This window comes from Psychrobacter phenylpyruvicus DSM 7000 = NBRC 102152 (assembly GCF_000685805.1).
Taxonomy (GTDB): domain Bacteria; phylum Pseudomonadota; class Gammaproteobacteria; order Pseudomonadales; family Moraxellaceae; genus Psychrobacter; species Psychrobacter phenylpyruvicus.
In genome coordinates, this window is the sequence record NZ_JMKP01000042.1 from 1 (window position 1) to 18,786 (window position 18,786).

General features: G+C 41.8%; 16 protein-coding genes and 2 pseudogenes. 9 read left to right on the top strand and 9 right to left on the bottom strand.

Annotated features, from left to right (window positions below):
- Both G561_RS15245 and G561_RS14600 read right to left on the bottom strand, forming a co-directional pair.
- A pseudogene (locus tag G561_RS15245) lies at positions 1–237 on the bottom strand (transposase); the annotation flags it as partial.
- Between the two features lie 64 nt (positions 238–301).
- Positions 302–685 (bottom strand): hotdog family protein, encoded by a 384-nt coding sequence (locus tag G561_RS14600; protein WP_227674013.1) that lies wholly within the window; start codon positions 683–685, stop codon positions 302–304.
- Positions 686–1,007: 322 nt separating this feature from the next.
- On the opposite strand from G561_RS14600, the gene G561_RS0111975 reads away from it, so the two are divergent.
- Both G561_RS0111975 and groL read left to right on the top strand, forming a co-directional pair.
- Complete coding sequence (locus G561_RS0111975; protein ID WP_028859774.1) at positions 1,008–1,298, top strand: co-chaperone GroES; 291 nt, start codon at positions 1,008–1,010, stop codon at positions 1,296–1,298.
- A 136-nt stretch (positions 1,299–1,434) separates the two neighbouring features.
- Entirely contained in the window at positions 1,435–3,081 is a 1,647-nt protein-coding gene (groL, locus tag G561_RS0111980; protein WP_028859775.1) for a chaperonin GroEL, read from the top strand.
- A gap of 156 nt (positions 3,082–3,237) precedes the next feature.
- On the opposite strand, the gene yaaA is transcribed toward groL, so the two are convergent.
- Positions 3,238–4,050 (bottom strand): peroxide stress protein YaaA, encoded by an 813-nt coding sequence (gene yaaA, locus G561_RS0111985; RefSeq protein WP_028859776.1) that lies wholly within the window; start codon positions 4,048–4,050, stop codon positions 3,238–3,240.
- A 431-nt stretch (positions 4,051–4,481) separates the two neighbouring features.
- Here yaaA and G561_RS0111990 point away from each other — a divergent pair, with 431 nt between their 5' ends.
- From G561_RS0111990 to G561_RS0112005, 4 genes are all read left to right on the top strand, one after another.
- A complete protein-coding gene (locus tag G561_RS0111990; protein WP_051584540.1) occupies positions 4,482–5,615 on the top strand; it encodes a Re/Si-specific NAD(P)(+) transhydrogenase subunit alpha in 1,134 nt (377 codons plus the stop codon).
- Between the two features lie 105 nt (positions 5,616–5,720).
- Positions 5,721–6,104: a proton-translocating transhydrogenase family protein gene (locus tag G561_RS0111995; protein WP_007394003.1), complete on the top strand. Its 384-nt coding sequence runs from the start codon at positions 5,721–5,723 to the stop codon at positions 6,102–6,104.
- A 17-nt stretch (positions 6,105–6,121) separates the two neighbouring features.
- On the top strand, positions 6,122–7,510 hold the full coding sequence (locus tag G561_RS0112000) for an NAD(P)(+) transhydrogenase (Re/Si-specific) subunit beta (protein WP_028859778.1): 1,389 nt from the start codon (positions 6,122–6,124) through the stop codon (positions 7,508–7,510).
- A 293-nt stretch (positions 7,511–7,803) separates the two neighbouring features.
- Positions 7,804–8,520 carry a DUF3108 domain-containing protein gene (locus G561_RS0112005; RefSeq protein ID WP_028859779.1) on the top strand — a complete coding sequence of 239 codons (717 nt, stop codon included), beginning with the start codon at positions 7,804–7,806 and terminating at the stop codon, positions 8,518–8,520.
- A gap of 191 nt (positions 8,521–8,711) precedes the next feature.
- Here the strand turns inward: G561_RS0112005 and G561_RS0112010 are convergent, their stop codons facing one another.
- The 4 genes from G561_RS0112010 to wrbA form a co-directional block, all read right to left on the bottom strand.
- Positions 8,712–10,811, bottom strand: coding sequence for a TRAP transporter permease (locus G561_RS0112010; protein WP_028859780.1), 2,100 nt, complete (start codon positions 10,809–10,811; stop codon positions 8,712–8,714).
- Between the two features lie 86 nt (positions 10,812–10,897).
- Entirely contained in the window at positions 10,898–11,908 is a 1,011-nt protein-coding gene (locus tag G561_RS0112015; protein WP_081794472.1) for a TAXI family TRAP transporter solute-binding subunit, read from the bottom strand.
- 277 nt (positions 11,909–12,185) lie between these two features.
- A complete protein-coding gene (locus G561_RS0112020; RefSeq protein WP_028859782.1) occupies positions 12,186–12,635 on the bottom strand; it encodes a hypothetical protein in 450 nt (149 codons plus the stop codon).
- Positions 12,636–12,638: 3 nt separating this feature from the next.
- Positions 12,639–13,277 carry an NAD(P)H:quinone oxidoreductase gene (gene wrbA, locus G561_RS0112025; protein ID WP_081794473.1) on the bottom strand — a complete coding sequence of 213 codons (639 nt, stop codon included), beginning with the start codon at positions 13,275–13,277 and terminating at the stop codon, positions 12,639–12,641.
- 303 nt (positions 13,278–13,580) lie between these two features.
- Here wrbA and G561_RS0112030 point away from each other — a divergent pair, with 303 nt between their 5' ends.
- The gene (locus G561_RS0112030) at positions 13,581–15,152 is read left to right on the top strand and encodes a YihY family inner membrane protein (RefSeq protein WP_028859784.1); all 1,572 of its coding nucleotides are present in this window, start codon (positions 13,581–13,583) and stop codon (positions 15,150–15,152) included.
- A gap of 48 nt (positions 15,153–15,200) precedes the next feature.
- Here G561_RS0112030 and G561_RS0112035 read toward each other — a convergent pair whose 3' ends face one another.
- Positions 15,201–15,749: a GNAT family N-acetyltransferase gene (locus tag G561_RS0112035; RefSeq protein WP_051584541.1), complete on the bottom strand. Its 549-nt coding sequence runs from the start codon at positions 15,747–15,749 to the stop codon at positions 15,201–15,203.
- 234 nt (positions 15,750–15,983) lie between these two features.
- Between G561_RS0112035 and ribF the strand changes: the two genes are divergently transcribed.
- Positions 15,984–17,060 carry a bifunctional riboflavin kinase/FAD synthetase gene (ribF, locus tag G561_RS0112040; protein WP_028859786.1) on the top strand — a complete coding sequence of 359 codons (1,077 nt, stop codon included), beginning with the start codon at positions 15,984–15,986 and terminating at the stop codon, positions 17,058–17,060.
- Between the two features lie 134 nt (positions 17,061–17,194).
- Here the strand turns inward: ribF and G561_RS14605 are convergent, their stop codons facing one another.
- The gene (locus G561_RS14605) at positions 17,195–18,388 is read right to left on the bottom strand and encodes an NAD(P)/FAD-dependent oxidoreductase (RefSeq protein WP_081794474.1); all 1,194 of its coding nucleotides are present in this window, start codon (positions 18,386–18,388) and stop codon (positions 17,195–17,197) included.
- A gap of 177 nt (positions 18,389–18,565) precedes the next feature.
- Here G561_RS14605 and G561_RS0112050 point away from each other — a divergent pair.
- Positions 18,566–18,786: pseudogene (locus G561_RS0112050) on the top strand (IS982 family transposase); the annotation flags it as partial.

Genomic DNA, 18,786 nt, shown 5'->3' on the forward strand with positions numbered 1-18,786 from the left:
CCCATAGCGTTTGCAGTCCTCTCGACATCCTTGTAAGCTGTTTTCAAGTAACGGCTTACTAAGCTCTTGATAGCTGATGTTGTCATTATGCACAAATCGCCATAACGCTTGGGTCTGAGCAAAACTGCTTTTAGTATCCATAGTTGCTTTCATACCAGCATGTAGATAACCGTTTGGGTGAGTGTGATTGTGTACGAGTTGTTGATATCGTTTGATGAGCCTCGTATCTAGCTCCATTTTATCTATGCCATACTGGAAGATTCTATCATTCTTTTTTGCTCTTTTTAAGTTGTGTAGATACCTATGCCTCTAAAGCACTGGTCACCGTCATTTTATCTAAGAATTTAATTTCTTTTAGATAAACCATCTCTTGCATAGAGATGATCCAGTCCATACTCAGCCCGCCCAAACCATTTTGCTTCAAAATTTTATACAGCCAAGCTGTTACGTTAATCTCAATAAAAGATAAATAGCGATAATTGGGTAGGTGATTACGAAAGCCCATGTCATGCGGTAAGACACGATAACTTTTACTAAAAGGGCGGAATAGTTCTTCAGTGGAGACTTTTACAGTATCATCATTTCCTTGCTGCGCGGTCTTACTTTTTTCCGAGTTTTTATTCGACTCAGAATGCTCACGTCTTAATAACGCCATCACTATAAAAAAGCGAATCAGCATATTCATTACTAGTCTCCAGACAAGGTAAATCAAGTTTTCAAAAGATGTTTATTGGCTAAATAGCCCATTTAATAAAACTATTTACACAAAGCATAAGTTCGTCGCAGGCAATAGTCTATACAGCCGTTGACTACTTGTCAGTCAACTTAATAAAAAAATTGCTAGTTTAAGGTTGAAAATTTAGTCCATTAACCCCATTTTTAGGACAGCCCCATAGCTCATGGCAAAATTTTATCTAATACCGTTGAAATTCTGCTAAATAACAATACTTCTTGAGTGATATGGGTACCCTTTTATCAACTTAATCAAATTTTTAATGGAGTGAACAATGAATATTCGCCCTTTACATGACCGCATCGTTGTCCGCCGTGTGGAAGAAGAACAAAAAACTGCCGGTGGCATTTTATTACCAGGTTCGGCGCAAGAAAAACCGTCTCAAGGCGAAATCTTAGCGGTTGGTAACGGTCAAATCCGTGAAAACGGTGAAGTTCGTGCTTTAGACGTTAAAGTTGGCGACAAAGTTCTATTCGGTCAATATGCAGGTCAAACTGTGAAAGTTGACGGCGAAGAATTATTGATTATGAAAGAGTCTGATGTATTGGGTGTACTAGAAGGTTAATCTAAAGGATTACCAACCTTCTTTTGGCTTAGGCAATCCACTATTACAAAAACAGATTGGCTAGGCAAATAAGCTCAAATCAACTCTAATAAATTAAATTAACACTCATTAACTAAAATAACTGGAGAGTATTCTCATGGCTAAAGACGTAAAATTTGGCATTGACGCTCGTAAACAAATGATGGACGGCGTAAACGTTCTAGCTAACGCTGTTAAAGTAACCCTAGGTCCTAAAGGCCGTAACGTGGTTATCGATAAATCTTTTGGCGCGCCTGCAATTACTAAAGATGGTGTATCAGTTGCCAAAGAAATCGAACTAGAAAACAAATTTGAAAACATGGGTGCACAGCTGGTACGTGAAGTCGCTAGCAAGACTAACGACGTGGCTGGTGACGGTACTACTACTGCAACTGTATTGGCTCAAGCTATCTTAGTTGAAGGCATGAAGTCAGTAGCTGCTGGCATGAACCCAATGGATCTTAAACGTGGTATCGATAAAGCGGTTGCTGCTGCTGTGCAAGAAATCCACAACATCTCTACTCCAGCTGACGACTCAAAAGCCATCGCTCAAGTAGGCTCTATCTCTGCTAACTCTGACACCAAAATTGGTGAGCTAATCTCTGAAGCTATGGAAAGAGTGGGCAAAAAAGGCGTTATCACTGTTGAAGAAGGTTCTGGCTTCGAAGATTCACTAGAAGTCGTTGAAGGTATGCAGTTCGACCGCGGCTACATCAGCCCATACTTCGCTAACAAGCAAGACAGCTTAACTGCTGAGTTTGAAAATCCATTCATTCTGCTTGTTGACAAGAAGATCAGCAACATCCGTGAAATCGTGCCATTACTTGAGCAAGTAATGCAGCAAAGCAAGCCGCTTCTAATCATCGCTGAAGACGTTGAAAACGAAGCACTAGCTACTTTAGTAGTGAACAACATGCGTGGTGGTCTGAAAACTTGTGCGGTTAAAGCCCCAGGTTTCGGTGACCGTCGTAAAGCCATGTTACAAGACATCGCTATCTTAACTGGCGGTACTGTAATCTCTGAAGAAGTAGGTCTAAGCTTAGAGAGCGCAACTATCGAACATTTAGGTACTGCGAAAAAAGTAACTGTGGGCAAAGAGAACACAGTAATTGTTGATGGTGCGGGTTCTAAAGCTGATATCGAAGCACGCGTTGAGTCTATCAACCGTCAAATCGAAGAATCTACTTCAGATTACGACAAAGAGAAACTACAAGAACGTGTGGCCAAACTATCAGGCGGTGTTGCAGTAATTAAAGTAGGTGCTGCTACTGAAACCGCTATGAAAGAGAAAAAAGACCGTGTTGACGATGCACTACACGCGACTCGCGCTGCAGTAGAAGAAGGTGTGGTACCTGGTGGTGGTGTTGCTATGGTTCGTGCGTTAAATGCACTAGCTGACCTACAAGGCGACAACGACGACCAAAACGCAGGTATTAACATTCTACGCCGTGCGATGGAAGCCCCACTACGTCAAATCGTAACCAACGCAGGTGATGAAGCCTCTGTGGTAGTGAATGAAGTTAAGAACGGTTCTGGTAACTACGGTTATAACGCAGCCACTGGTGTATACGGTGATATGTTAGAAATGGGTATCCTTGACCCAGCTAAAGTATCTCGTTCAGCACTAGAGCACGCAGCTTCTGTTGCAGGTCTAATGCTGACTACTGAAGCCATGATCACTGATAAGCCAGAAGACAATGATGCTATGGCTGGCATGGGTGCTGGTGGTATGGGCGGCATGGGTGGTATGGGCGGCATGATGTAATCATCCCCTCCCTTTACTTGCTCATGATACGCTAAATGCGTAACTGGCAAACAAAACCCCGATAGGCAATCGCTTATCGGGGTTTTTTATTGTTAAGACTCTTTGTCTATAGCTTAGAAGATATGGCTTCGAAGATATGGCTTAAAAAACTTAAGACTACTGATCAGCTTCATCTCGTCTGAAAGTCCAAGTTTTATCATCAGACAGATCATCCACATAATAATAACCCGCCAAATCAAATTTCTTTAATTCTTCTGCTTTGGTTATCTTATTATCTGCGGCATATTTCACCATAAGACCGCGCGCTTTTTTTGCATAGAAGCTGATCACTTTGTAGTTACCATTTTTTTCATCTTCAAAACGTGGAGTGATGATATCGGCATTAAGTGATTTCTTTTTTACAGCTTTGAAATATTCGTTGGAGGCCAAGTTAATCAATACATTGTCTTCGCCCTGCTCGCTCGACTCACTCATTCTTTGATTAATGACCTCAGTGATATCCTCTCCCCAAAAATGATACAGGTTATCGCCATGATCATTTTGGAGTTTGGTACCCATCTCTAAGCGATAAGGCTGAATTAAATCAAGAGGTTTTAATACCCCATATAACCCTGACAAAATCCCTAGATGCTCATTAAGATAAATCACCGTCTCTTTATCTAAGTTATACATATCAAGACCTGTATAGACATCTCCATCAAAGAGATAGGCAGCGGCTTTGGCGTTGGTTTCATCAAAGGGTTTTTGCTCACTCCAAGCCCACTCCTGATTACGCTGCGCATTTAGCTGAGCTAAGTCATCAGAGATGCTCATTAGCTCCTGCAAATCTACAGGCTCTTTAGACTTCAAGATTTTCATGAGCTGTTGAGCCTGCTCAATCAGCTGTGGCTGACTATAATAATTTCCCACGTTGACTGGGATATCATCGCTCTCATTTAAACTTTTGGCTGGAGACAATACAAAGTACATCGTTTTATCCTCGATTTATTTTATTTCTTACTTGGTTTGATTCTTTGACTCGCTATAGTTTAACAAGTTTAAGCCCTTCTTGACTAACCTCTAATCACTGACTTAATTTTAAATTTATCTTGTATCGCTGTTAATCTTTTCTCGCATTCATAGATAACCTTGTGTTATGTTTCCATCTTACTTTGCTAAAGCACATAAATTAAAGTTTGTGATTAAATTTTACTGGTTGGTCACATTTCTACGATGAATTATTTTAATTTATATTCTTATAATAAATTCCCATGATGGTATTGAGTTAACCATTTATTAAATTGATAACCATTAGTTTGAATGTTACCAACCAGATGTTTTCGCTAGCGAATATCGAAACTGAGACAACATCCGGTGAACTTAGTCAAAACTTAGATCAATCAAACAAGCTAGGAGCAAACATGATAATAGGCACAATCCAAGCCAAGCAGGCATTTGAAGGACGTGTTGCAATTACGCCAGACTCAGTAAAGAAACTTATTAAGCTTGGCCATGAGGTGATTATTGAATCTGGTGCAGGTCAACACGCCTATTATGATGATGCCGCTTATGTTAACGCTGGTGCTAAAGTTACCAGTGAGTATGAAGTACTGTCTCAAGCCAACATTATCTGTGTGGTTCAAAACCTTACTGCAGATCAAATCTCTCGACTTTCCGCCGGTAGCATCGTCATTGGTATGCTCGACCCTTACCGTAATGATCAGTTAGATAACTATGCGCAGCAGGGGGTCACTGCCTATGCGATGGAGTTGCTACCTCGCACTCTATCTCGTGCACAAAACATGGATGTGTTGTCCTCACAAGCCAACTTAGCCGGTTATAAAGCAGTGCTAATGGCAGCCAATGAATACGCCCGCCCCTTCCCTATGTTTATGACGTCGGCCGGTACAGTTAAACCTGCCAAAGTGGTTATCTTAGGGGTGGGTGTGGCTGGTCTTCAAGCTATTGCTACTGCTAAGCGTTTGGGCGCTGTGGTTGAAGCCAGTGACCTACGTCCCGCAGCCAAAGAGCAAGTGGAGTCACTGGGCGGTAAATGGTTGGATGTACCAATGAGCGATGAGGAAAAAGAAAAGGCCAAATCAACAGGCGGCTATGCTTGGACCCCATCTGAGCAGTACATGAAAGATCAAGCGGCTGTGGTCGATAAAGCGGTCTCCAATGCAGATATTGTTATTACCACAGCTCAAATTCCAGGTCGTAATGCGCCAAGATTGGTGCATAAAACGACGCTAGACAAAATGAAAGCAGGCTCAGTATTAATCGATATGGCCGCAAGCTCAGGCGGTAACGTTGAGGGCACTGTCTCTGGTGAGACCATCGTCACAGAAAATGGCGTGCGTATTATCGGAGCCGTCAACATTCCAGCAAGCTTAGCGGCGCAGTCCTCTGACTTATATGCCAATAACTTAGTGAACTTTATTACTACTTTATTTGATAAAGACAATAACAATGCCTTAACGATTAACCTTGAAGATGAAATTCAGGGAGCTTTAGCAGTAACCCATAGTGGTGAGGTGCGTTTACAACGTAGATAAAGGCTTGATTAGTCAGGCAAACATTGCTGACTGTAGCCTCTGCGCTGTCAAAAATAATCCAAAAAGCTAAACATGAATAATTTAGAAAGATCTTAGGAGAAGATTATGCTTGCTACTTTATTAGCAACCGCACCACTGGGCGTTGCCGTAACTGGTGCTACCCCATTCGTGGCCATATTTACCATCTTTGTATTGGCCATATTTGTGGGTTATTACGTTGTTTGGGGCGTTACCCCTGCACTTCACACCCCTTTAATGGCAGTAACCAATGCCTTATCAAGTATCGTTATCGTGGGTGCGATGCTACAAACAGTTCATATCGATGGCAATGCCATTTCAGTGACCAGCTTATTGGGTGCCTTCGCTGTGTTTTTAGCCAGCATTAATATTTTTGGGGGTTTTGCAGTAACTGAGCGTATGCTTGCCATGTTCAAACCTAAAGCGAAAAAAGTAAACACAGCGGCTGACCAAAAAGGAGGTGACGCATGAATCCTGAACTAACTCCAATGAACTGGATTGCTGCTCACGCTGATTGGTTCTATTTAATAGGTGCTGTATTATTTATTCTTACTTTACGCGGTCTATCTAGCCCCAAGACAGCCATTCGTGGGAACCGTTTCGGTATGGCTGCCATGGCTATTGCCGTAATTACCACCTTCTTCTTAGCCGAAGGTCCTGTGCTTTGGCTTATCATCGGTGCGATGATCTTAGGTGCTTTAGTCGGTATGTGGAAAGCAAAAACCGTTGCCATGACCGAAATGCCCGAAACTGTGGCATTAATGCACTCTTTCGTTGGTTTGGCGGCGGTCGCTATCGCCTTAGCCACTGTGCTTAACAGCACACACGAACACAGTACAATTGCTCGTGTTGAGCTGTTCATTGGTTGCTTTATCGGTGCCATTACTTTCTCCGCTTCAGTGTTTGCCTTCGGTAAATTAGGGGCTAAGAAATGGGCCAAAACTGTCAATGGCAGCTGGGTTAAACCCTTACAGTTGATTCTTTTTGTGGCTATGGTTGCTTGTGGCGGCTGGTACTTCGTCACTGAGTCTATGCCAGCATTCTATGCCATGACAGTATTTGCAGTGTTATTTGGCTGGATGTGGATTGCCCCAATTGGTGGCGGTGATATGCCGGTGGTTGTGTCTCTACTTAACTCTTTCTCGGGTTGGGCAGCAGCAGGTATCGGTTTCACCTTAGGCAACTCAATGTTGATTATTGCCGGCTCGCTAGTAGGGTCATCAGGTGCGATTTTATCTTACATCATGTGTAAGGCTATGAACCGCTCATTATTAAACGTATTGTTTGGTGGAATAGGTTCAACCGCTGCTGTCGCTGGTAGCGATGATGGCGCACCAAAAACTTACAAGTCTGGCTCTGCTGAAGATGCAGGCTTCTTAATGAGTAATGCCAGTGACGTTATTATTGTCCCAGGTTATGGTATGGCCCAAGGTCGTGCGCAGAATGCGGTAAAAGAATTGTATGAGCTTCTAAAGGAACAAGGGGTAAATGTTCGTTTTGCCATTCACCCTGTTGCAGGTCGTATGCCAGGTCACATGAACGTACTGCTTGCTGAAGCAGATGTGCCTTACGATGACATTTTGGAGATGGATGAGATTAACTCGGACTTCCCAAGTACAGATGTGGTATTAATTATTGGTGCCAACGACGTGGTTAACCCTTCTGCTAAAGATGACCCAGGTTCTCCAATCTTCGGTATGCCTATCCTTGAAGCGTCAAAAGCGCAAACGGTTATGGTTATCAAACGCTCTATGAGTACGGGTTATGCTGGACTCGACAACCCACTATTCTATCTAGATAAGACTATGATGATCTTTGGTGATGCCAAGAAGATGGTGGAAGAGATGGTTCGTACCATTAACGGTGGTGGTCACTAATCTTTAAAGAGATGGCTATAAACGACTATTATTCTTATTCATCAATCAAAAAGACAGCTTAGGCTGTCTTTTTTGGTCAACTCTTTACTCTGGGTAATAAGGTAAGCAACTCAGTAAGAAATGCTAACAAAATACCTGCAATACTGCCCTTGGAAATGTAACAAGGTATGACCATATATAGAGTATAGTTAACTTTAATAGGTCTTCGCTTAGATAGAGAAAACTCTATTAATAAGTAACCTATCCCATTGATAACAACTTAGAGAAAAGAAATAAATTTTAAGGGCAAAAATATGTTTAACAAATTAAAAAATATGAGAGCGAAAAAAATTGTTGCTGGTGTCAGCTTAGCAACGGCAACCGCTGTGGCATCAACAGCAGGCATGGCATCAACAGCCTTAACCCCCTCAACTGCGGACTATTCTTTCACGGTTGAAAACAAGTATAAAGGTACTGCTACCCGTACTTTAACCAAGTCAGGTAACTCTTGGAACTACAAAGTAAATGCTAGAGTAGCAGGTGTGGCTACCGCAAATCAAAATAGTACCTTCAGCTTAAGCGGTAATAATATTATCCCAAGCAGTGCAAGTACCAGTTATAAATTATTTGGTGTGGGTAATACCCATAATATGAAGTTTAGTAATTCTGGTAAAAAAGTTGCCAGTACTTACCGTGGTAAGACCGTGAACTTATCAGCCCCTAATAGAGCTTTTGATGATTTGAGTCTAGAAGCCCAAATTAGACAAGATCTATTAACCGGCAAATTCACTGGTAACTACTACATGGTCAAAAAAGACAAAGTAGAAAAAACGCCTTTCAAAAAAGCAGGTAATACTAAAATCACGGTTCCAGCAGGTACATTTGATACCATTCGCGTTGACCGTATTCATGATGACAATGACCGTTCAACTAGCTTCTGGTTAGCACCTAGCTTAGATTATTTGCCTGTACAAGTGACTCAAATTAATGATGGCAAGAAAATGGAAATGAAACTGACCAAAGTCCGTTAATTTTCTGCAGTTGATATAGCAATTTATACAACCTTGCTAAATTAATCTTGCTAAATTAATGATTAAAAAAATGCCTCACTAGATTTAGTGAGGCATTTTTATGTGCTTATTAGTTGCGTCTCTAAAGCTTTCCTCTATCAGTGCCACATTTAATTTGGAAATATGTGGATTATTGTATCAATCGTATTTTATTAAACTGTTTTCATAATAGCCAACTGCGCCTTATGCCGTCTCATTTGCAGCCCATATATTAGCGCATACAAGCTTAAGCCGATTGCATAACTGACGTACTCGTACGGTAAATTAAGCCAACTTTGAATGACGTTGGGTATCATCAGCAATAAAGTAATCGCTATTAATATAATCACCTCTAACCCATTGGTTTTAACGCGTATCCAACGCTGTGTCGCTGACGAAAAAGCCAACATACCAAGCACTGCCATAGCAAAAATAAGACCAATCTCAAACGGATTGGTAATCCATTGCCACCCTGCAGGGTCTTTAGGATTAGTGGGATCTACCCCATCGATTAACAACAGCTTAGAGTTAAAGAAAAACATAAACGGTAAAATGGCAGTTCTAATATCATAGGCAAAACCTTGAATACCGGTTTTAATAGGATCGGATTTGGCAATACCCGCCGCCGCATAAGCCGCCATGCCTACGGGAGGGGTATCATCTGCCAAAATACCGAAGTAGAACACAAACAGGTGAGCCGCAATTGCGGGAACTAAATATCCTAAATCTCCACTTAATCCTAAGATAACTGGTGCGGTTAAAGATGCCATCACGATATAGTTTGCGGTAGTAGGCAAACCCATACCAAGTACCAAACATACCACTGCTGTTAACACTAACACTGCCAATATATAGCCTTGAGACATTACCTCAATTACATCGGCTAAGATTAAGCCAATACCTGTGAGCGTAACTGAACCGACAACAATACCTGCCACTGCAGTAGCAATGGCAATAGGTACCATATTCTTAGCCCCATTAACCATGCCAGCAACCAGATCATTTATCACTGTATTTAAGTTCTCGGAAAGATTTAAGCTTTTTTTAGCCCATAACGACTTAACAAAAGGCTGAACAACCATAATAGCCATCAAAACTAAAATACCATTAAAGGCAGCTCGCTGTGGTGACATACGCAAAACGACTAAGGTATACATTAAGTAGAATACTGGCAGCAAGAAATGTAATCCGCTAATGAACACCCCCCACACTTGCGGCAAGCGATCTTTAGCTTCCCCTTTAATACCTAACTTTTTGGCTTCCAAATGAACGATATAAAATAAGGCGATATAACTGACAAAAGCAGGAATAGCGGCTGCCATAATCACGCCCGCATAATCCATACCCAAAAACTCGGCGATGATAAATGCTGCCGCTCCCATAATAGGCGGCATTAATTGGCCATTGGTCGACGCTGCAACTTCCACTGAAGCCGCCTTATGCGCAGGAAACCCCAATCTTTTCATCAAAGGAATGGTAAAAGTGCCTGTGGTCACTGTATTGGCGATAGAGGAACCTGAAATGATACCCATCATCCCAGATGCCGCAACAGACGCCTTAGCCGGTCCACCATCAAAGCGGCCCAATGCGGCATAAGCCAAATCAATAAAATACTTACCTGCTCCTGCCCTTTCTAGTAGTGCCCCAAATAAAACGAAGAGGAATACATAGCTGGCACTCACCCCTAGTGGTACCCCAAACACACCCTCTGTGGTCAGAAACATCTGCCCCATCATTTTATTAATACTGGCCCCTTTATGCGCAATCATATCCGGCATAATTTGGCCAAATTTAACATAGCCTAAAAATAGAATGGCAATGATAGCAAGAGCCGGCCCTAAAGCTCGGCGCGAAGCCATAAGTAACAGCAAAATACCGGCCAACGCTACCCAGACATCCATCGGTATCCAAGCACCAGAACGGGCATTAAGCGCATCGTAAAAAATGAAAATATATAACGCGGTAGCCGCAGCCATTAGACCAAGTGCATAGTTCCAAACTGGAATACTGGACATTGTCTTTTTGGTACGGAACATCGGGTACATCAAAAAAGTCATCAGCAATGCAAAGGCTAAATGAATCGATCTAACAAAGACATCATTAAATGGAATTAACACCACATACAGTTGAAAAAACGACCATAAGAAAGCAATAACACCAATAATTATATAACCGAATGAATTGGTGGGTAGAACACGTTTGCCTTCTAAGACATCTGCGTTATCGATACTGGCATCATCTACGACCGTATCTTGTGAAGGAAAGTTGTTCATAGCATTCTCCAAGAGTCTTTTAAAAAAAATAAGCACAGGCCGATAAACCTGTGCTTACTCATTAAGTTAATGCATTACAAATAATTTTATGACTGAGCGTTGGCTGAGACAATTCCCGCTTTTTCAAATACTGCTATAGCAGCAGGGTGTTGTGGCACTGCTAAGCCCTCAAGTAAAGACTCTTTAGTAATATTTTTATAGGCAGGATGTGCGTCTTTAAACTCATCAAAGTTATCCAGTACAGCTTGGGTAATTGCAGCTACCGCATCATCGGCCATATCATCACGGGTTACCAGTACTGCTTTAACCCCAATGCTTGGTACATCTTGTTCTACGCCTTCATAATACTCTGCCAAAATAGTGCCTTTAGCATAATATGGATTTTCAGCTACTAATTTGTCGACCCCTTCCCCATCGATTGGCACTAGATTAATGTCGACAGAATTGGCAGCGTCTTTAATATTAGCAGTAGGGTGACCCACCATATAAAAATAACCATCGACCTTTTTGTCTTTCAACATAGTAGGGCCTTCTGATGCTTTCAGCTCATTAGCAAAGGCAAGGTCATCGACACTAATACCACTGGCTTCAAATACCGCTTCAGCAGTCATACGATTGCCACTACCCGGCACATCAACATTAATCTTCTTACCTTTGACGTCCTGCAAGGTAGTAATACCAGAGTCTTTACGTACTACAAGTGACAGTAGCTCAGGATAAATTGCCATTACACTACGTAGACCTTCTACTGGAGCGTCAGCGAATTTACCTTCTCCTTTATAAGCTTGGTAAGCAGTATCACTTTGGCTAATACCAAAATCTAACTCCCCCGCTTTAATGGTATTTACATTATAAACTGAACCACCAGTTGACTCGACGGAACAACGAATGGGGGTTTCTGCAGCTTTTACCATACGGCAAATAGCACCGCCTGTAGGGTAGTAGGTGCCAGTGACACCGCCTGTACCAATGGTGATAAATTGGGTATCGGTTGCTGTAGCAGATTCGACATCTGATGCTTCATCCGACGATGTAGAGCAGCCTGTCATTATTAACATGCCAAGTGTTATCGCAGATAAAGAAGTGAGTAATTTCATGAGTACCGTCCTGTTGGTTATTACGTTTAATCCTAGAGAAATATTATTTCACATATGATTACAAATCTGCATCAATAGATTTATACTATTACACATTTTTAACCAAGTCCAGAATTTATCTTAATTGATATTTTGGGGTTAAGTCTTTTTTGTGGCTCATATAAAAAAAGCCCAGTCTGCCCTTAAGGCTAAACTGAGCTTAAAATCAATCAAAATTTTTGATTTATTACGTTATAGCAATTAATAAATTTATATTAACAACTTATTTAAAATAAAATTAAATGGAGTCTTTAAACTTGTCATTCATCGACGGCAAACGCTTAAGTAACTTAAAAAGCCAGACATTGATAATCAAAATAAGCAGCAAATCAATACCATATACCCATAGAACACTAATACCACTGTCATAGAATCTGGAAAATAGGGTTACACCGCTGGCGCCCAAGTAGACCAAGGTTAGCATGCTGCTCATCAGTAAAGCATAAGGCGACTTCCCCTTGAGAATCCAAGGTGTCACAATTAGGGCGGGGATCAGCCATAACAGCTGCCAAGCAATGCCTCCTAGCTTATCGGGCTGAGTAGCTAGCAGCATGCCTAACAATATCGGCAAACCCAAGCTACGATATCCGAGCCATACTAGCCAGCTCATGCGCAGCTTGGATTGCAATTTGGCAATTAAAACTAAGTTCTCTGGACTACTTCTGTCTAGCCCCTTTTTTTTGGCCATACTCTAAGACCACTTAACGTTGGTAAGCGCTTTGGCAGCATTCGCCAAACGGCGACCTTGAGCAATAGCCAAGCTGCGCTCATCTTTGGTTATTGGTTGGTCATGAGCACTGCCGCTGACATGAGTTGAGCCATAAGGTGTACCACCACGATTGGTGCGATTTAACTCAGGGTTTGAATAAGGCACTCCTAAGATCATCATACCGTGGTGCAACAGAGGCATCATCATCGTTATTAATGTGGTCTCTTGCCCGCCATGCATTGAGCCAGTGCTGGTAAAGACGGTGGCCGGTTTGTTTTGTAAATTGCCTGCTAGCCATAAGGTTACAGTGCTGTCCCAAAAGTGTTTCATCGACCCAGCCATATTACCAAAGTGGGTAGGGCTGCCTAAGGCAAGACCTGAACAGTTTTGTAGATCAGACATGGTGCAATACAAATCCCCCTCATCTGGGATTGCAGGCTTAGCCACCGTGGTTTCTACAGCTACCTTAGGCACAGTACGAATACGTGCGGTCATGCCCGCCTCTTCAATCCCTTGAGCAATGGCATAGGCCATCTCCTTAGTCGTACCATACTGAGAGTAATACAATACCAGCACATAGCTGTCTGCCATAGATTGACTAGAGACATTATTATTTGTCATAAAAGCGTACTTCCAAATATTTAAAATTTTCTATTATAGTGTCGTTTTAGAGACAATAGGTGTTGAATAAAACTGTTGAAATAAGTCTGTATAATTTCATAGTCGTAACAACCATTTTGCCACAGCTGGAGCTTAAATACTAAATTTGAACACAAAGTTTGGTGGGCCTTTTGTGCCTTAACAATATCATATCACTTAGACACAAACATTCTTCACGTTTTGATTATCAATATTTGGTAAACTATGCCACCTTAACACAATATACCACCCCACTTTTCGATAACCCTACATAATGATTCTAATATGGAAAACCTGTTAAAAAAGCTGCCATTTTATGACAAATCTTGGTTTAACTTTTTGCGTTTCTTGATTCGCAACTTCGTTAACGATAATTGTCAACAAAAAGCCGCCTCGTTGACTTACACCACACTATTATCTATCGTGCCTATTTTAACGGTATTGTTAATGATATTGTCATCAATACCCGCTTTAGAATCTGTGCGCGATCAAATCTCTAATATTATTTATAGCAACCTGTTGCCACAGTCAGGGCTCCAGGTATCACAGTATCTTGATAGCTTCGCCGAAAAGTCGAGTAACTTAACAGCGATTGGTGCCATGGCGTTGTTCGTCACCAGTATCATGACTTTAACCACCATTGAACGTGCTTTTAATGAAATTTGGCGAGTAGAAGACCGCTCAGGTGGTATAAAAAGTATTGTTCGTTACTGGACCATTATAACCCTAGGTCCATTGGTGTTGGGCACGGCTTTTATCGTATCAAGTACGGTTCAAAGTTTAAGCTTTTTAAACCAGCAAATTGGCGGTTATGGAATTGACTGGAACTTCTGGATTCAAGTGGTGTCGTTTGCGGTAACTATCGCAGGTTTCATTGGCATGTACTGGTTTATTCCCAAAGCAAAAGTTCCGTTAAAAAATGCAGCAATAGCCGGTGTCTTTGTGGCGGTTACTTTTGAATTACTGAAGTACTCATTCGGTATCATTATGACCAACTTCACCAGTTATGAAGCTATTTATGGTGCTTTTGCTGCCCTACCTATTTTCCTGTTATGGATTTATTTGTCTTGGAACCTAATCTTACTTGGGGTTGAGATAAGCTATAGCCTAACTATCTTTGCGACGAAGGAGGTCTATCCTCGTCACCCGCTACTAAGCCTATTAGACATGTTGAACCTGATTTATGATCGCTATCAAGATGGCAACTCAACCAGTGAAGAGGAGCTACGTAGCGTATTAGGTCGCAAAGAGTTGCCTAAGTGGTTTACCTATCTTAATTACTTATTAGACAGCAACTTGATTACCATTACTGAAAAAGGCAATTATGTCTTAAAAAGAGACTTGGATAACATTACTTTGTGGGATTTTTACCGTACTCTTCCCTATCCACTGCCCATCAAAGATGAGTTAGATGATTTGACTACCAATATGGACACGCCTTGGTTAAGCTTATTAATTCAGCGCTTCAAAGACACTGAGCAGCATGCCAAAAATGAATTAGATATTCCTCTTGCAGATATCTTTGAAAACAGTATCCCGCGTCAAGGTGTTGAGACAACCAAGTCGATGTTTGATGATTCTGATAAAAAGACACGGGCAAAAAATAGCGACTCGTTGAAGCCTGATGATAACGACCTTGATGCAGAGGCTTACGATCCTGATGCAGAAGTGGTTGAGGATAACCAAAGAAAAGAGGCGATTATACCTCCTGATGCTGATTTAAAGTCCGATGCTAACCTAGCTAATAAGGCAGACAAAGCTGCTCATAAGTCTAAAAAGAAAGGAGGGCTACTTAGCATCCTATCTCATGATAAAAATGAGCCTATCATTACCGAGGACGATAACCCTTATAAATAGTAAGTCCTCTTGTTTTACCCAAAAGCGTTATACTCTTTAATAAGAAGATTATAACGCTTTACCTAGTATTACTAGATCTGCAGTGAAGCCTTGCATATCACATACCTTAGGGAATCTCCCCCAAAACTCAAAGCCAAACTTTTGGAATAAGGCTAAGCTTGGCTCATTATGACCAAATATAAGCGCCAAGATATTTTGGATACCCAGTTGTGGAGCTTGGGTTAACATCCATTGCAGCAACAAACTACCTAAACCCAAACCTTGGAATTGTGCCGCGACATAAATACTAATCTCACTACTGATATGGTAAGCTATCCGATTTTTGACATCACTAAAGCTACCCCAGGCCATAATGACACCTTCAGTATTGGTTACCACATAAATAGGGCGATTGGGCCGAGTCAGATGCTCATCAAACCAGTCCTGTCTATCGGCAATGGTCACTGGCTCTAAGTCGGCTGTCGAGGCTTTACCAGCGATACTTTGATTGTAAATGGTCACAATATCAGGTAAATCAGAAGGCTCGGCCAAACGAATCTTATACAGGTTTTGGGGCGGGACTAGGTTTTTGGAAACTGAGTTGATGGAACTAACCATAGTGTTATCTTCTTATTAAAATGCATTGAACTGATTTTGAGCCTCAGTGACCGTAATTTTACATTATAATGAAGGCAAATTATCTATAAAGTAGTTGCCTTTTAAGGCCATTTGCAATCTGCTTTATTGTGCTATATTTTTTATTTATCTGAATTGCCAGTTTAATGGTTTATCTGGTTATTACTTATTTTTAAAGTAGCTAACAACTACCCTTGTGTTTATCGATAAGGCTTTATGAAAACAATTTTTTTAGATTTGGCCACAATTCATGCTGGCAAGAGCCACAGTAGTCTAAATGCTGATAGTGTGTTAACCATTGGTAATTTTGATGGGGTGCACTTAGGCCATCAAGCCATGTTAAAGCAGCTGCAGCAAAGTGCTAGCGAGCAACAGCTGCAGACTATGGTCATGATCTTTGAGCCACAGCCGCGTGAGTACTTCGCCCAACTAAAATCTGATCCTTCCTCTGCCCCTGCTCGATTAACCTCTCAAGATGAAAAACTAACCTTACTGGCTAAGCTTGGTATAGATACGGTCGTTGTCGCTAAATTTGATGAAGCCTTCCGCTCTCTATCTGCTTCTGAATTTGCAGATATGTTAGTTGAGCATCTAAATGTGAAATCATTGGTATTGGGTGATGACTTTAAATTTGGTCATGATCGCACTGGAGACAGTGAGTTCTTACGCAGTTATGGCCTACCAGTTACCAACTTACATACCATAACCGATACTTATATTGCAGAGACTCAAGACAACTCGACGCTTGAAGACAAACGCATCAGCTCGACCAGGATTCGTGAACTATTGGCCGAAGGGGATCTAAAGACGGCTAGCCGCTTGCTAAATCGTGACTATACGATAACTGGCAAAGTCGTCGGAGGTGATAAAATTGGGCGTACTTTGGACTTCCCGACCGCCAATATCGAGTTAAATAGAGTCCGTCCCGCTCTGCACGGTGTCTATGGTGTGGATGTGGTGATATTAGATGAGGCAGGAGAGGTTATAGCAGATGGCTTTTCAGACCTTGTTAAAGAGGGAAAAACTGGAATTGCTGGGCTACTTCCCCATAGTTTATTTGGTACTGCTAATATCGGCATCCGTCCCTCAGTAGACAAGCCTCAAGAATGGCGTCTCGAGGTTTTTTTTCCAGAGTTCTCGGGTAATTTATATGACAAGACGCTACAAGTGAGATTCTTACATCACTTACATGACGAACGTAAGTACGAAAGTTTAGAAGCGCTTAAGGCAGGTATTCAGCAAGACGTTATTGACTTAGTTGAATGGCGCCGCAATCAACATAAAGCCCCATAATCAATAAAATACCCCTTATATCTCAGTACTACTAAGAAAGGCGAGGATAATCAAATATCCTCGCCTTTCTTGAATCTTATTCATCACCAGTTACTTTTTCTTTTTTATTTCTTTTTTTAAGAATTTTTTGTTACTTAAGGTGCAATTACCTCTACCACTTGGGTTGCAGCTTTAAAACAGCTTTCTATCCGCCCCTCATCGCACCAGTCTCCTGTCACTAGCCACTGCTTACTACTGTCAACATAGCTAATTTGTGAGGGGATATTACTTTCTATCTGAGCAGTAGCAGCATAACGCCAGCGATGACAATCTATCCACTGTGGAGCCGTACTGTGCTCCCAGCCCAATAAATGCTGCGTGGCCTGCAATAGCTGTTGCTGAACCTCCTCTATCGCTGCATCTACCTTTGATTCAGACCAGTCATTGCTGGCATGAATAGTAATACTGGGCAAAACAGCCCCGCGACCTGGCTTATGCTGCTCAATAAACACACGACTAAGTGGTGAGTGTGCCAGTTGCACATCAAGCACTTCCCACTGAGCCTCTTTTAAGCTTGGGGGTAAGGTGGAAGCCTGCTCCCAGCCTAGCATCAAGCTATAACAAGCCAACATCTTTGGAAGCTTAAGATTATCGAGTAAGGCAAAGTCGGTTTGCTCAAAAAGCTCAATAGCTTGCGCCTGTGGTGCGGTACATACCACCCAATCAAACCTACCCAGTTCATTACCTTTATCATCCCATAAAGTGGTCTGAGCTGCTGTGTCAGTTGAGCGGTGATTGACGCAGTTATCAGAGCTTAATGGCGCTACTCGGGTTTTGTAATGAAGCTTAGTGTGCTTTAACTCTGCCGCCAAAGCTCGACCAAAACTGGTCATTTTTGGACTGCTGATATGTCGTGGCTGCTCACTGTCCCAGCGTCCAGTCAACTCAATGTCTGGCTTTGATTCTGTACCGTGCGCTATGGCGGTTGTGGCATGCCAACACTCAATAACACCCCGCTCTAGCCAAGGCTGTAAATAAGCTTGGAAAGCCTCTGACTTGGCAGTAAAAAACTGCGCCCCAAAATCAAACTGCCACTGCTGCTTACTATGCGACTCTGGTTGGTTATAACGAGTGGCCAAGCGCCCTACCCCAGCTGACTTCTCAAAAATGCAGATGTCTATAGCTTGCCCATAACTGGCAAAAGCTTGCTCTAATAATTGAGCAGACATCAGTCCCGTCATCCCCGCACCAATAATAGCAACTTTAGTCGCTGTGGCTGAAGGAGTCGCAGAATTGCTGTCAGGCTCTGAGCGATCAGCCCCTACTAAAGTATCGTGTTTTATAGTCATAAGTTAAATGTATTCGTTGTAAGATAAAGAAGAATATCGAGCAGATAATGTGTGACAAATCCTAGGCTAATGATACAGGCTATAACCTAACCCCACTCTCAACACTTTTAGGGGTTGAAAAAAAATGACACCTCACTATCCTTAAAGTTTTCGACCAAGAAGACCAAGGACAATGAGATGCCACTTGACGAATTTATCATTAATATCTATCTGATGGTAGAGCAATATTACAACTTAGTCGTTCAAAAACCGTTAAGAAGAGGCGGATTTGCGCCTAAACTTAGCGATACTGAAATTATATGTATGGAGCTAGTTGGTGAGTTTATGGGCATGGATCAAGACAAACAAATCTGGCAATATTTTAAAAACCACTGGCTGTCTTGGTTTCCAAACCTTGG

Excerpts from the sequence above, each read along its gene's own strand:
- G561_RS0112000 (WP_028859778.1), top strand. The coding sequence starts at position 6,122 with ATGAACTGGATTGCTGCTCACGCTGATTGGTTCTATTTAATAGGTGCT.
- G561_RS0111990 (WP_051584540.1), top strand. The coding sequence starts at position 4,482 with ATGATAATAGGCACAATCCAAGCCAAGCAGGCATTTGAAGGACGTGTT.
- groL (WP_028859775.1), top strand. The coding sequence starts at position 1,435 with ATGGCTAAAGACGTAAAATTTGGCATTGACGCTCGTAAACAAATGATG.
- G561_RS14605 (WP_081794474.1), bottom strand. The coding sequence starts at position 18,388 with ATGACTATAAAACACGATACTTTAGTAGGGGCTGATCGCTCAGAGCCT.
- G561_RS0112020 (WP_028859782.1), bottom strand. The coding sequence starts at position 12,635 with ATGGCCAAAAAAAAGGGGCTAGACAGAAGTAGTCCAGAGAACTTAGTT.
- G561_RS0112005 (WP_028859779.1), top strand. The coding sequence starts at position 7,804 with ATGTTTAACAAATTAAAAAATATGAGAGCGAAAAAAATTGTTGCTGGT.
- wrbA (WP_081794473.1), bottom strand. The coding sequence starts at position 13,277 with ATGACAAATAATAATGTCTCTAGTCAATCTATGGCAGACAGCTATGTG.
- G561_RS0111975 (WP_028859774.1), top strand. The coding sequence starts at position 1,008 with ATGAATATTCGCCCTTTACATGACCGCATCGTTGTCCGCCGTGTGGAA.
- G561_RS14600 (WP_227674013.1), bottom strand. The coding sequence starts at position 685 with ATGAATATGCTGATTCGCTTTTTTATAGTGATGGCGTTATTAAGACGT.
- G561_RS0112030 (WP_028859784.1), top strand. The coding sequence starts at position 13,581 with ATGGAAAACCTGTTAAAAAAGCTGCCATTTTATGACAAATCTTGGTTT.
- G561_RS0112035 (WP_051584541.1), bottom strand. The coding sequence starts at position 15,749 with ATGGTTAGTTCCATCAACTCAGTTTCCAAAAACCTAGTCCCGCCCCAA.
- G561_RS0111995 (WP_007394003.1), top strand. The coding sequence starts at position 5,721 with ATGCTTGCTACTTTATTAGCAACCGCACCACTGGGCGTTGCCGTAACT.
- ribF (WP_028859786.1), top strand. The coding sequence starts at position 15,984 with ATGAAAACAATTTTTTTAGATTTGGCCACAATTCATGCTGGCAAGAGC.
- G561_RS0112015 (WP_081794472.1), bottom strand. The coding sequence starts at position 11,908 with ATGAAATTACTCACTTCTTTATCTGCGATAACACTTGGCATGTTAATA.
- yaaA (WP_028859776.1), bottom strand. The coding sequence starts at position 4,050 with ATGTACTTTGTATTGTCTCCAGCCAAAAGTTTAAATGAGAGCGATGAT.
- G561_RS0112010 (WP_028859780.1), bottom strand. The coding sequence starts at position 10,811 with ATGAACAACTTTCCTTCACAAGATACGGTCGTAGATGATGCCAGTATC.